The sequence below is a fragment of the Streptomyces griseoflavus genome (genome assembly GCF_014649995.1).
In the GTDB taxonomy this organism is placed as follows: Bacteria; Actinomycetota; Actinomycetes; order Streptomycetales; family Streptomycetaceae; genus Streptomyces; species Streptomyces griseoflavus.
Map to the genome: position 1 here is coordinate 160,080 of NZ_BMUC01000001.1, position 14,258 is coordinate 174,337.

At 66.3% G+C, this 14,258-nt stretch carries 4 protein-coding genes and 2 pseudogenes; 4 read left to right on the plus strand and 2 right to left on the minus strand.

Translation table 11 applies throughout. The features are described from left to right. Positions 1-44: 44 nt before the first annotated feature. A pseudogene (locus IE172_RS00770) lies at positions 45-260 on the minus strand (helicase); the annotation flags it as partial. A 527-nt stretch (positions 261-787) separates the two neighbouring features. Here IE172_RS00770 and IE172_RS00775 point away from each other — a divergent pair. The 3 genes from IE172_RS00775 to IE172_RS00785 all read left to right on the plus strand — a co-directional run bounded on the left by IE172_RS00775 (position 788) and on the right by IE172_RS00785 (position 12,328). Next, positions 788-4,903: a LamG-like jellyroll fold domain-containing protein gene (locus IE172_RS00775; protein ID WP_229885726.1), complete on the plus strand. Its 4,116-nt coding sequence runs from the start codon at positions 788-790 to the stop codon at positions 4,901-4,903. 134 nt (positions 4,904-5,037) lie between these two features. Next, positions 5,038-11,973 (plus strand): polymorphic toxin-type HINT domain-containing protein, encoded by a 6,936-nt coding sequence (locus IE172_RS00780; RefSeq protein ID WP_229885727.1) that lies wholly within the window; start codon positions 5,038-5,040, stop codon positions 11,971-11,973. Further along, complete coding sequence (locus tag IE172_RS00785) at positions 11,963-12,328, plus strand: hypothetical protein (RefSeq protein WP_190095074.1); 366 nt, start codon at positions 11,963-11,965, stop codon at positions 12,326-12,328. The genes IE172_RS00780 and IE172_RS00785 overlap by 11 nt, the downstream gene beginning before the upstream one ends. Before the next feature lie 174 nt (positions 12,329-12,502). On the opposite strand, the pseudogene IE172_RS00790 reads toward IE172_RS00785, so the two are convergent. Next, positions 12,503-13,411: pseudogene (locus tag IE172_RS00790) on the minus strand (tyrosine-type recombinase/integrase); the annotation flags it as partial. A 491-nt stretch (positions 13,412-13,902) separates the two neighbouring features. Between IE172_RS00790 and IE172_RS00795 the strand changes: the two are divergent. Further along, positions 13,903-14,172 carry a hypothetical protein gene (locus IE172_RS00795; RefSeq protein ID WP_229885728.1) on the plus strand — a complete coding sequence of 90 codons (270 nt, stop codon included), beginning with the start codon at positions 13,903-13,905 and terminating at the stop codon, positions 14,170-14,172. The last annotated feature ends 86 nt before the right edge of the window (positions 14,173-14,258 follow it).

Below are 14,258 nucleotides of genomic sequence, written 5' to 3' on the forward strand. Positions count from 1 at the left end.
GCAAAACCTCGTTGGCGCCCTGAGTGGGCCGGCCCCGTGGACGGTCAGGGCCGCCAGGGCACCCGGTGTTCGGACAGGTGGGCGAGGACCGCGTGGTTGGCCTCCCAGCCGTCCGGGAATTTGACGAGGGTGCCGAGCTGGACGGGTTCCGTGGACGGGTAGTCGTCCAGGAGGTCGGTGACTCCCTCGCGGCAGACCACGATGCAGGCGTGGCGGTGGCGGGAGGCGAGGACGCACAGGCGGCCGGTCTCCAGGTGGAAGACGGGAGGCCGCTACGGCACCGTGCAAGTGGCTTCCGCAGTCGAGTGCGAGCTTTCAGCAGCTGCTCGCCCTCGCGTCCTGCGGCGTGGACGAAAGTGACGACGACGCACTCGAACGGGTGCCCTGGGCTACGTCGGCAGCGCCTCCGACCGAACCTGGGTGGGGCACGCCGTACCTAGGTCGTTACGTGATCAAGCCTCTCAAAGCAATTCCCAAACGTAACGATCATCACGCGCGTTACGCGCAACTGGGGGTCATTGTCCCTTTACTGACCGTTGACCTGACGCTGCGTAAGGGGGTTAGTTACGGAAGGCAACTATGTGGGCGCTGTGGGTCGGGTGTGGCGGGGATGTGGAGCCGAAGGCGAGGCAGTCGCAGGGCTGTTGGCGTCCTGATGGGCGTGGCATTGGCTTTTGGGTTGACTCCGGCGCTGACCGGTGAGGCCGTGGCGGGTGTACCGGCATCGCCAAGAAACACGGCGGAGGCTGAGGGTGCAGGCGGTCTGACCGAGGCCGATGCGATGGCCATGGCCAAGAAGACCGGTGAACCGGTGGAGATTGCCTCGCTGCGGGGGGAGGCGAGCGAGGTCTTCGCGACTCCGGACGGTCAGTTGCAGGCGCGTGAATACCTACGCCCCGTCTGGACAAGGGACCGCGGTGGTTGGGTGCGCATCGACACCGATCTGACGGCCACGAAGGAAGGCGCCATCGCTCCCAAAGCGTCGGCGACGGACCTGGAATTTTCCGGCGGAGGAGAGAGCCCGCTCGTGCGGATGCGACGCGCCGGGCGCGAGCTGAGCCTGACGTGGCCGACACCGCTGCCAAAGCCCACGGTGGAGGGACCGGAAGCTACGTACCCTTCGGTACTGCCGGGCGTCGATCTGCGCATGACGGCACAGGAGGACGGGTTCACACAGCTCTTGGTGGTCAAGTCGGCCGAGGCAGCTGCGAGCCCTGAACTGACGCAGGTCCGGTTGGCGCTGCAGACACAGGGCTTGTCGGTGGAGGAGACCGACGAAGGGGGTCTTCACGCACTCGACAAGGGGTCCGACGCGCCAGTATTTGAGGCCCCGAGGCCGGTGATGTGGGACTCCAGCCCGGGTGAGGCCCCCGCGGGTGCCGAGCCGGACAGGACAGCCCAAGATGCCGAATCGGCGGTGGTGCAGAACACTGCAGCCGCGACCACAGGCCTTGCGGGCGAGAGCCCAGGGGCTGGAGAGTCGGGCAAACTTGCCCCTGTCGGGGTTGAGGTGCCGGACGGACAGAACGAACTGGTCCTGACGCCGGATGCCGAGATGCTGAAGGGTGAGGACACCACATACCCCGTCTTCATCGATCCGCAGTGGTACTCGCCCAAGGCCTCCGCATGGACGATGGTGTCCAAGTACTGGGCCTCTTCGCCGCAGTGGAAGTTCAACGGCGACTCCGATTCGGGCATGGGCTACTGCAACTGGAATTACTGCAAGCCCAATGACACCAAGCGCCTCTTCTACCGCCTCCCCGTGTCCAAGTTCGCCGGCCGCAGCATCCTGTCGGCCGAGTTCGTCGTGCGCAACACCTGGTCGGCGTCGTGCTCCGCTCGGGGTGTGCAACTGTGGCGCACAAAGGACATCAGTTCCTCGACCACATGGAACTCCCAGAACAGCTCGGGTTTCTGGATCGACCACCTCCAGACCTCCAGCTTCGCGTACGGACACGACGGGTGTGCGGCCAAGGACGCCGAGTTCAACGTCAAGTCGGCAGTGCAGCAAGCCGCGAACGGCAAGTGGTCGACGATGACGTTCGGTCTTCGAGCGTCCAGCGAGACTGACGGCTACGGGTGGAAGCGGTTCTCGGACGACGCCTTCCTGCGGGTCGAGTACAACCGCCCGCCGCCGCAGGTCAAGATGTCGCAGCTGACCATGGAGTACGGCGGCGCCTGCAAAAGCCACTCCGCCCCGGCTCGCATTCGTACGCTGGGCAAGCTGTACGCGGACAACGTCACAGACCCCGACGGCGACACCGTCGCCGTACAGTTCCAGGCCAAGTGGGACTCGGGGGACGGCAAAGGGCTCATCGTCCGCTGGTCTCCCAAGCTGACCAGCTACAAGAAGTCCGGTTCGAACTTCTCCATCACGATGCCCTCGGTGCCGGCGAACAAGACGGCCCACTGGTACGTGAGGTCTCACGACGGCGCGCAGTACTCGCCCTGGTCGACCACGGGTGACCCCACGGCCTGCTACTTCGTCTACGACACCGCGGTGCCGAGGGCGCCCGCTGTCTCCTCCGGGGAGTATCCGGCCTCCGACCCGGACAACCCGGAGGACCCTTGGTATGACGGTGTTGGCAAATACGGCTTCTTCGACATCAAGGCAGCCGACACCGATGTGACCAAGTACTGGTTCGGCATCAACAGTGATCCGACCTCGAAGAACAGCCTCACCACGACATCGGGCGCAGCGAAGACGGCCCCGGTACTGCCGGCCAAACCCGGGCTCAACTTCTTTACAGCTCAGGCCTTTGACGCAGCCGGTAACGGCAGTGAGGTCCGCACCTATCAGTTCAGGGCCAAAGCCGGACAGCCCGAGCGAGCGACCTGGCAGTTCGACGAAGGAGCGGGAGCCACCCAGGCCGTGGGCTCCGCCGGAGCCCGCACCGCCATGCTGCACGGAAACGCCACCATGGGAGCGGAGGGCAAGAAGGGCACTGCTTTGCACGTGGACGGCGCCAGCGGGTACGCGGCCACTGATATACCGACGGTCAACACCGCGAACGGCTTCAGCGTGTCCGCTTGGGTGAAACTCGATGAGATGCCCACGGATGCCGCTGTCGTAGCAGCGCAGCCAGGTAATCACTCACCCGGTTTCGAGCTGTACTACTCCCTCGGCTACAACCGCTGGGTCTTCAACCAGTACACCTCCGACACCCCCGGGGCCTCCATCGCCCGTGCCATGGCACCGCAGGCGGGTGGGGTGAGCGCTGGGGATTGGACTCACCTGGTGGGGGTGTACAGCGGGGGTGACAAGGAACTTCGGCTCTACGTCAACGGAACCCTGGCAGGGGCGACGCCGTACACGACGGCCTGGGACGCACGCCGCGGCCTGCAGATCGGAGCCGCCAACCTCAACGGCAGGGTCACGAACTACTTCCCCGGCACCATCGATGAACTGAGGCTCTTCGACAAGCCGGTCAGCGCTACCGAGGTGACACGCCTGTACGGCCTCGAACCCATCGGTAACGGGCGTACTGCCCGCGCTGTATTCGGCATGGACGAGGAAGCCGGGGCCACCGAGACCGTCGGATACGCGGACACCCAGCCCTTGAAGCTCGTCGGCGGCGCACAGCTCGGAACACCCGGGGTCGCACGCCGCGCGCTGTCGCTGAACGGCAGCAGTGACTACGCCCACACCACTGCTCCGCATGCGGACACCCAGCGGCCCTTCACCATTTCGGCGTGGGCCAGGTTGGATCGCACCCCTGACCAGGCGGCCACGATCGTGGCGCAGCTGGGGCAGAACCGTCCGGGATTCGAGCTGTACTACTCGAAGACCCACAACCGCTGGGGCTTCACGCAGTACTCCGCCGACGTCGCCGGAGCCACCCAGATCCGTGCTCTTCAGCCCGATGGAACCACCGCACGTGTGGGCGAGTGGGTGCACCTGGTGGGCGTCCACGACGCCGTCGCCGAGACCCTCACCCTGTACGTCAACGGGGCGAAAGCCGGCAGCGTCGCGCAGACCAAGCCCTGGTACGCCGGTGGCCGGGTCCAGGTGGGCGCGCTGAGTATCGACGGTGGCCGGCTCATTCAGTACTTCCCCGGTCAGATCGATGACGTGCGAGTGTTCGACCGGCCGGTCTCTGCCGACGAAGTGGGACAGCTGTTCCGGCAACGCCCCCTGGTCAAGGGTCGCTGGTTGCTGGACGAGACCACCACGACCAGTCCAATCACCAGTCCGGACGCCTCCGCCGAGAACCGAGCACTGATCCTGGGCGGCGGTGCGAAGACCGGGGCCGGATGGGTGGACGACGGTGCTCTCGAACTGGACGGGATCGACGACCACGCCGCCACCGCCGCGCCCGTGGTCGACACGAGCGCCAGTTTCACAGTGATGGGCTGGGCCCAGTCCGCAGGTGTGCCGACTGGAAGTGCGGCGGTACTGAGCATGCCCGGCGCTGCCAGCAGCGCCTTCACGGTACGGCACGTACCCGCGCCCGAGGGTGATCAGAGCGCAGGACGGTGGCAGCTTTCGATACCGGATTCCGACGCGGCGGGCGCAACGGTCGTGAGCGTCGAAAACAGCCAGTTCTACGACGCACGAGACTGGAACCACTTGACGATCGTCTACGACGGCTTCACCAAAGAGGCGAGGCTGTACGTGAACGGGGAGTTGGAAGAGGTCGCTTGCGCGGACACCGACGGCGACGGCGAGTCCGACAACTCCACCTGCGCCGACCGGATGTCATGGTCCGAAAACGTGTTGTCGTACAAGGCGGCAGGAGGACTGCAGATCGGCAGAGCCAGAACCTCCGGCGCGTGGGGCGAGTACTGGCCCGGAGCTGTCGACGACGTGTGGGTCTTCCAGGGTGCGCTGAGTGAGTTGCAGATCGCCCGTCTGTCACTGGGCTGGCCCGGGGCCCCCACCGAGGTGCCCGGTACTGACTGAGCCAGAGGAAGTGCCCGGCCCGAAACCGCGGTCATCCAGGAGCCGGCACGGCCACCTTCCTGAGAACGCCAGACAGGCCGTCGGCCTTCTCCATTCGAACCCCACCGCACGGCCCCGTATGACGAAGGACGAGGATGAACGGTAGATCACTGACGCGACTCCGTGCGCTGCGCCGCCGCGTCGCCCTGGCCTCGGCCACGGTCATGGTCGGCACGTTGCTCCAGGCGGCAGCCCAGCCCACCTCGGTCGCGGCCGACCGCGGTACCGGCCGCCCTGACCTGCCCGTGTCGGACAAGCCGGTGGCGGTCTCGGCGGTCCCGGTGACCCCACGAGACCAGACGAAGGGCCCTCGCACACCCGCGAAAGCGCCTCGAGCGGCTTGGCCCCTGGGGGGTGTAGCGACTGTCGACCCGCCCGAGGGTTCCTCGTCCGTCGTCCGGGCCAAGGGGTTGCCGCTGGCCGTGGGCGGCAAGCAGGCACCGGAGAAGATCCGGGCCCGTCTCTTCGACCGCGAGACCGCAGGGCGGGCGGGCACGGACGGTCTGCTGTTCAGTCTGGAGGCCGATGGACCGGCCACAGCCGTCAGGAAGAAGCCTGTTGTACGGGCGCGGCTCGACTACTCCTCCTTCGCCGAAGCGTTCGGGGGCGGCTACTCCGACCGGCTGCGGCTTGTTGAGCTTCCGGCCTGCGCGCTCACCACTCCTGACAAGAGCGGATGTCGTGAGGCCACGCCGGTCGAGGCCGTCAACGACACCGAGGCGAAGACCCTCACCGCCCCGAGCATCATCATGAAGTCCTCCGGCGCTACCGTCCTCGCGGCCGTCGCGGACGATGAAGGCATGGGTGGCGACTACAAGGCCACGCCGCTGTCACCGTCGGCGCAGTGGAGCACCAGCCTCAACACGGGTGACTTCTCCTGGTCGTACGCGATGAACGTGCCTGACGTGCCGGGCGGGTTGGTGCCGAGCGTCGGGATGTCCTACTCCTCGGGTTCCGTCGACGGCCGTTCCGGCAACACCAACAACCAGGGCTCCTGGCTCGGTGACGGCTTCGACATGTGGCCCGGCTTCATCGAGCGGCGCTACAAGTCCTGCACCGACGACGGGGTCGAGCACACCGACGGAGGCAAGCCGGCCGACCTGTGCTGGGCGTACGACAACGCGTTCATCTCCTTCAACGGCAAAGGCGGCGAACTGGTGCCCGACGGCACCGACGCCTTCCGGCTGCGCGATGATGACGGCACAAAGATCCAGCGGCTGCGCGGGTCTTCATCCGACGTGCGGTCCAACGGCGCTCGGAACGACGAGTACTGGAAGGTCACCACGCCGGACGGGGTGCAGTACTTCTTCGGCTACAACCGGCTGCCCGGATGGGCCGAAGGCAAGGAAACCACCGACTCCGCCTGGACAGCACCGGTCTTCGGCGACGACGCGAACGAGCCCTGCCACGCTGCGACGTTCGCCAACTCCTGGTGCCAACAGGGCTGGCGCTGGAACCTTGACTACGTCGTCGACCCGCACGGCAACGCCATCGCCTATTACTACGACAAGGAGTGGAACTCCTACGGCCGCAACCTGGACGAGAAGGCCAACACACGTTACGTGCGCGGCGGTTACTTGGATCGGATCGAGTACGGCCTGCGAGCCAACGGCATGTATGCCCAACCGTTGGCAAAGGTCGACTTCACCAGCGGTGAGCGGTGCCTGACCGATACGAACACCACCTGCGCCGACATCAGCAAGGACGCCTTCTACTGGTACGACACCCCATGGGACCTGAACTGCGACGAAAGCGCCACCTGTGACCAAGGTCGGCTCTCCCCGGTGTTCTTCACCCGCAAGAGGCTGACCTCCGTCGCGACCCAGGTGTTGAAGTCCGGAAGCTTCGTGAACGTCGACTCCTGGAAGCTGGTCCACCGCTGGGGTATGGCGGACACCGACTATCAGCTGCTCCTGGACTCCGTGCAGCGGTCCGGCCACTCGGCCACCCCGGCGATCACCCTGCCCAAGACCACCTTCGGGTACGTCCAGCTCGCCAATCGGCTCGACAGGACCGGCGACGGATTCGCCCCGTTCATAAAGGCCCGCCTGGCCAATGTCACCGACGAGGCAGGCGGCCAGATCGACGTCGGCTACTCGGTACCGGTCTGCGACGCGGGCGCTCTCCCTACCCCGCAGACCAACACCACCCGCTGTTTCCCGCAGTACATCGGCGGCAGCTCCTCCGACGACCCGGACCTGCACTGGTTCAACAAGTACGTCACCTCCACCGTCACCCTCACCGACCGCACCGGCGGCGCACCCGACCAGGTCACCGCGTACGAGTATCTGGACGGCGCGGCGTGGCACTACGACGACGACGACGGACTGACGAAGGAGAAGGAGAAGACCTGGTCGCAGTGGCGTGGCTACGGCCACGTCCGGGTGAAGACGGGCGGGCAGGGTGGCGCGGCGGCGATGAAGTCCCAAGCCGACACCTATTTCCTGCGAGGCATGGACGGTGACCGCCTCGCACCCAGCGGCGGAACCAAATCGGTAGACGTGGCGCTTGACAGCGGCGAAGGCGCCCCGATCACCGATCACGAGTCGGCCGCCGGGTTCGCCTACAAGACGGTGCAGTACGCCGGCCCCGGCGGCCGGGTACTGGACAAGACCGTGAACCGGCCCTGGCACCACGAGACCGCGAAGAAGTCCCGCTCCTGGGGCACGGTGACCGCCAACCTCACCGGCACGGCGCAGGTCCGCTCGTGGACCTCACTGGACGACGGCTTGGGCGCGAAGTGGCGCACGACCACAGTGAACAACTCCTTCGACACCGTCGCCGGACGCATCACCCGCACCGATGACCGTGGCGACGACGCAACGGCTGTCGACGATCGGTGCACCCGGACGACCTATCCGACGGCCGGCACGATCCTCACCCTGCCCGCCCGCGCGGAGACTGTCGCCGTGAACTGTGCCGTCACGCCCGACCGCACCAAGGACGTCATCTCCGATGCGCGCACCGCCTACGACGGACGGGCTTACGACGCCGCTCCCACCAAGGGCGATGCCACGGCGACCGCAGTCCTCAAGTCCCACAACGGCACCACCGCCACTTACACGGAGAGCGGTGCCACCTACGACACCTACGGTCGCAAGCTCACCTCCACCGATCTGACCGGCACCGTGACTGTCACGGTCGCCTCCGGTGCCCTGACCAGGACTGCCCGCACCGACGGCCTGACGACGACCACCGCCTACACACCGACGACGGGCTTCCCGGCCTCCGCCAAGGTCACCACCCCGCCCGCGGCATCTGCCGACAGCAGTACCGCGCTGACCACGACCACGACGAACGACCCGTCACGTGGCGTGCCGCTGAACCAGACAGACGCCAACGGCAAGGTCACCAACTTCGCGTACGACGCACTCGGCCGCAAAACCAAGGTATGGCTTGCCGACCGGCGGACAGACGCCGTCCCGACGTACGAGTACACCTACAAGGTCACCGGGGATGCCCCGATCACCGTCGGCACCAAAATCATCGGCAACGACGGTGCCCAGGTCACCTCTTATGTCCTCTACGACGGCTTCCTGCGGCCCCGCCAATCCCAGTCCCCGGGCCCCGACGGCGGACGGCTGCTCACTGACACCTTCTATGACGAACGTGGTTTGACGGGTAAGGAATTCCTGTCCTACTACGCGACCGCAGCTCCCTCCACGACGCTGGTCGAGCCGAAGGACGCCCTTGGCGTCGAGACCCAGAACCGCTACACCCACGACGGCCTCGGCCGGCAGACCGAGCACCGCCAGATCTTCGGCAATGGTGATGGTGGCAAGATCCTCAACACCACCCGTACCCTTTACGGAGGCGACCGCACCACGGTCATACCGCCCGAAGGCGGCACCGCCGTCACCACCCTCACCGACGCCCGCGGGCAGACCACCGAGCTGCGCCAGCATCACCAGCGTGCCGCGGAGGCCTCGTACGACACCACCCGGTACGGCTTCACTTCGGCAGGCGCACTGGCCGAGGTGACCGACCCGGCGGGCAACGAGTGGCGGTTCACGCACGACCTGCTCGGCCGCATGACACGGTCCGACGACCCCGACAAAGGCACCACCCGCTACCACTACGACGACCGGGGCCGGCTCACTTCCACGGTCGACGCCCGCGACACCACACTCGTCAACGTCTACGACGGCCTCGGTCGCAAGACCGAAGTGCGCTCCGGCTCCAACACCGGCCCGCTACGCGCCAAATGGACCTACGACACGATCAGCGGAGCCAAGGGCCACCTCGCCGAATCCTCCCGCTACGCCGACGGCGGACTGGCCTACACCTCCAAGGTGGTCGCCTACGACCGTCTCTACCGACCGCTGCGCACGTCGGTGACAATCCCGGAGTCCACAGCCAATGCCGGCCTGGCCGGCACGTACCTTTCCGGCACCTCGTACAAGGTGTCCGGTCTCGTCGCCGCGGTCGGCCTGCCCAAGGCAGGGTCCCTTGCCGCGTCCTCGGTGGCCTTCGCCTACGAGGACGACACGCTGCGACCTGTCGCGGTGGACGGCCTTGCGGGTCTGAAGGGCACCACGTCGTACAGCCTGACCGGCAAACCGCTGCAGTACGAACTGTCCGACTCGGACGGCAAGAAAGCCTGGGTCACCAACACGTACGAGCCGGGCACCCAGCGACTGTCGTCCACCCGGGTCGACCGCGAGGATGTCGCAGGCGTGGACCAGGCATCCACCTTCCGCTACGACGAGGCCGGCAACGTCCTGTCCGTGTCGGACACCTCACGCTCCGGCACGGACGCCCAGTGCTTTACCTACGATCATCTGCGCCGGCTCACAGAGGCCTGGACCCAGTCCACCACCGACTGCGCGAGCACGCCCAGCGCCCCGGTGCTCGGGGGCCCCGCCCCCTACTGGACCTCCTACGGCTACGACAAGACCGGCAACCGCACCACTGAGGTGGAGCACGACATCACCGGTGACGCCAAGAAGAACGTCACCAGCACGTACGACTACCCGGCCCCGGGCCCGACTTCGGTCCGCCCGCACGCCCTGAAGGCCCTCACCCGCACCGGCCCTGGCGTGACCTCGGGTGACTTCTACACCTACGACGCCATCGGCAACACGGACACCCGCACCCTGGGTGACGGCACCACTCAGGACCTCGACTGGGACGCCGAAGGCCGACTGGTCAAGGTCACCGAGCCCGTCGAAGGCGGCTCGCCCAAGGTCACGGAGTACGTCTACGACGCCGACGGCAACCGTCTGATCGACCGGACACCCACCGAGACCACGCTTTACGTGGGCGGCACCGAGATCACGGTCGCCAAGGGCAGCACTACGCCCCGTGGCACCCGCTACATCGATCTCGGTGGCGGGCACACGGCCGTCCAGGGAGACGACGGGAAGGTCTCCTTCACCACCGCCGACCACCATGGCACGGCACTGCTGGCCATCGACGCGGTCACCCAGAAGCTGACCCAGCGCCGGACCCTTCCCTTCGGCGGGATCCGAGGCGGCGAACCGGCGAACTGGCCCGGCACCAAGGGTTTCGTCGGCGGCACACAGGACACCTCCACCGGCCTGACGCGCCTGGGCGCACGTGAGTACGACCCATCTACAGGGCGCTTCCTCTCGGTCGACCCGGTCATGGATCTGACCGACCCGCAGCAGATCAACGGCTACACGTACAGCAACAACAACCCGCTGACCTTCTCCGACCCGTCGGGCCTGTACTGCGACGGATGCAGCGTCAACAACCCTGACTCTGTCTGGGCCCCGAGCAAGGGCAACGGGCCGGGGTGCACGACGTACGCCTGCTACGGCAAGGGCGGCAAGTACATGTACTCGACGTCCGGCGGGGGCGGCGGGGGCGGCGGAACCACCAAGAAGTCACAGAACTCCCCGGCGAAGACGATCAACGTCACCGAGCAGAAGGGCGAAGTCTTCATCGAGAACATCCGCGTTCCGGCCGCACGGGAGCTGGCCGCGATGTTCCCGCAGTACGAGGAGAAGGAAAAGCAACTCGAGGCGTGGGCGGAACGCAAATGTACCCAGATGGATGCCCAACTTGAGGCTTTCTGCGGAGCGGCCGAGGCGCTCGGCATCATCAACCACGAACAGACTCTCTTCCAGAAGATCGTCATATCACTTGTCGCGCCCGACGTCGACGCATGGAAGGGCTGTCTGAGCGGCAGCAGCCTCTCCGACTGCGCCTGGGCCATGACGGATCTGCCCTGGGCGCGGGTATTCAAGGGAGTGAAGCTCGTCAAGGCGGCCCCGTCGTGCAACAGCTTCGCCACCGGTACCGAGGTCCTGATGGCGGACGGCACGACAAAGCCCATCGAAGACGTCGAAATCGGTGACAGGGTTCTGGCGACAGACTCGAAGACGGGGCGGACCGAGGTCAAGACGGTCACCGCCGAGATCACCGGCGAGGGACCGAAAAACCTGGTGACGCTCACCATCGCCGTGGACGGAAGATCGGTCAGGCTCACTGCGACGGACGGCCACCCATTCTGGGTGCCGAGCCTCGCCGAGTGGGTCGACGCCGAACAGCTCACCGCCGGCCAGGAACTGCGTACCGTCACAGGGAAGACCGTACGGATCAGTAGCGTTGTCCGGACACAGCGCCCGGCCGTGGTCCACAACCTGACTGTCACAGACCTGCACACGTACTATGTGCTGGCGGGTAAGACTCCGGTTCTCGTTCACAACAGCAACTGCGGCGTAACCATCGATGACGGCAAGTGGGATTACTTCTTCGGGCGCGTTAACTCCAATCCGCACAACGCGGAAAGGTCAGCTCAGAACGCCTATCAGCTGGAATCGATCGGAATCCGCGACAACGCTGCGGGGCGCGAAGTTCTGACCGGGCACTTCAATGAGGCGATGAGGAGTGGGGTCGTGGAGACTTACGTGAATCCGAAGTCTGGACTCACGAACATGCGAACGGAGTCACTCTTGTATGGGCCGCGTGGCGCTCTCCTGATTCGCGCCAACTTCGAAGTGACCGACAATGGAGTACGGCTCACTACAATGATCCCCATTGGAGGGAGGGGCTATGGCAAGTGACGTCATGGAGATTCCAGAGGATTTGGATTTCATCGAAGTTCTTGGCTCGGCCCCCGAGCCTACGGAATATGACCCTGATGTGTGGCGGGTCGAGGCTCCGGTAGGCGATGCTGGCGAGCTTGTGGCACTGAGCTTCGACATCGGAGCAAGGTCTGTACGCTTGACCAGAGAGTCGATGGGTAAGTGCGACATCGAAATCTACCGCGAACAGGTGGATCGAATTCTCCTGTACTCGCGCGAGGGGGAGCGCGGGATCGTTGTGGAAGTGAACGTTCCTGGATTCAAGTGTGAGCTCAGGGTCGTTGTGTCTCCCGGATTCCGCCTAGTGGACCCTATGTTGTACCTGGGGCGTTGACGGGTGCGCATGACGCATATTCGTTAGAATGAGGATTTCTCGACTCTGGGCCTGTAATTTTCGACGGCAGGGTTGTCGAGTTGGTCGCCTCATTACGCCTGCAAAACAGAAGCCCCGTCAGGTGTGGCCTGGCGGGGCTTCTGCGTGGGGTGACGGCAGTAGTTGACGGCAACGTCAGCGGACGGGGGCGTTCCTGGGCGGCGGTTCGTCGCCGTCGGAGCGTGTTGTCTCGGTGTTCGTCGGGCTGCCGAGTGCGGTGCTGAGGGTGTCGATGGCGTCTCGCTGGAGGCGGAGTCGGACGTGGGCGTAGACGGTGGCGGTGACGCCGATGTGGGCGTGGCCGAGGAGTTCCTTGATGACGACGAGTTCGACGCCCTGTTCCAGGAGGAGGGTGGCGGTGGAGTGGCGGAGGTCGTGGAAGCGGATGCGGCGGAGGTCGGCCTTGCGGAGGAGCGTGGTGAAGGCGCGGGTGAGGTTGGTCGGGTCGATCGGTCGGCCCTGCGCGGTGGTGAACACGTGCCCGTCCTGCTGCCATGTGGTGCCCGCGGACTCACGCTCGTGGTCCTGCTGCTCGTGGTGGAGCTTCAGCGACTGGACGCAGCGGGTGGGGAGGGCGATGCGGCGCTCGGAGGTCCGGGTCTTGGTGGGCAGCGTGGTGAGGCCGCCTGTGCTGGTTCGCTGGAGGGTTCGGCGGATTGCCGCGGTGCCCGCGTCGAGGTCGAGGTCTTCCCAGCGCAGGCCGAGGAGTTCGCCCTTGCGGAGGCCGGTGTGGAGTGCCAGGTCGAAGAGCGCGTGGAGACGGTGGTCTTCGGCTGCCTGGAGGAGCTGTCGGGCCTCGACGGCCGTGAGCGGCTCGGTGAGCTTGGGGCGGGGTGTGCCCGCGGGGACGTTCCGGGCGACGTTGCGGAGGAGTTCATCCTTGCGGACGGCGTGCTGGAGCGCGGACTTCAGGACGGAGTGGACGTGGCTGACAGTCAGGGGTGAGAGCCGCTTGCCGCAGCAGGCTCCGGCCGCGCAGCAGAGTCCGCGTGCGCAGCACTGGCACTGGGTGCGGAGCTGGGCGAGGAAGGCGCGGACGTCCTTTGGTGGCGAGCCTGCCGAGCTTCGCATGGACGTGCTCGCCGACGCACTCGAGGACGCCCTCGCCCAGACCCAGGAGCTCCGCGAACAACTCGACCGCCTCGAAGCCCAGCACACCCACGACTGACCCCCACGGGGGCACTGCTGCTGGCCGGGAACCGCATCCCGGCTGGTCAGGGGTTTGCCCTGGTGAGGGTTGCGTCGAAACTTCCCTTGCGGTTTCAAGGCGGGCCCGCTGACGCGGACCCGCGCGCGGCCGGGTCGCGGGCCCGGCCGCTACGGCGCCGCCCGACCCCAGCCCCTGGCCGCGCACGACCAGCGCCCTGGGACAGCCGGTCAACCGCAAGATCTCACGACGCACCAGCAGTCGGCGGCCCAGGTCAGCCGTTCGCGACTCCCGAGCCGAGACCCCTCATGGACGCCGGCATGCAAGGTCGGAACCAAGCAGCCGGAGACAGGGGGTGCGCCAAGTGCTATCGCCCTAGACTGGCTGGGTGACCGCAGCATTCGATTATGAGGACATGCACCACCTGGTGGACCGGCTCACGCCCCACCAGGTACGTCGCCTGCGCCTGCTCGTCACCCAGGACGAGGAACTGGCACAGGCCGCCGAAGCGCTCCCACCGCGCCCCACCGAGGAAGAAGCTGTTCCTGAGGGGTTGCTGGCGCTGATCGGGGCCGTCAACGGGCCGGAGGACCTGGCCGAGCGGCACGACGACTACATCCGCGAGCGGATGCGCGAGAGGTTCGGCGACCAGGCTTGAACGCGATCGTCTTCGACACGGGCCCACTCGCCGCGGCCTGAACGCCGGCGACCGCCGCCACCCGGAGTGCGCCGACCTGCTCCTCA

Coding starts and splice junctions, on each gene's coding strand:
- IE172_RS00775 (WP_229885726.1), top strand. CDS start 788: ATGGCCAAGAAGACCGGTGAACCGGTGGAGATTGCCTCGCTGCGGGGG.
- IE172_RS00780 (WP_229885727.1), top strand. CDS start 5,038: ATGAACGGTAGATCACTGACGCGACTCCGTGCGCTGCGCCGCCGCGTC.
- IE172_RS00785 (WP_190095074.1), top strand. CDS start 11,963: ATGGCAAGTGACGTCATGGAGATTCCAGAGGATTTGGATTTCATCGAA.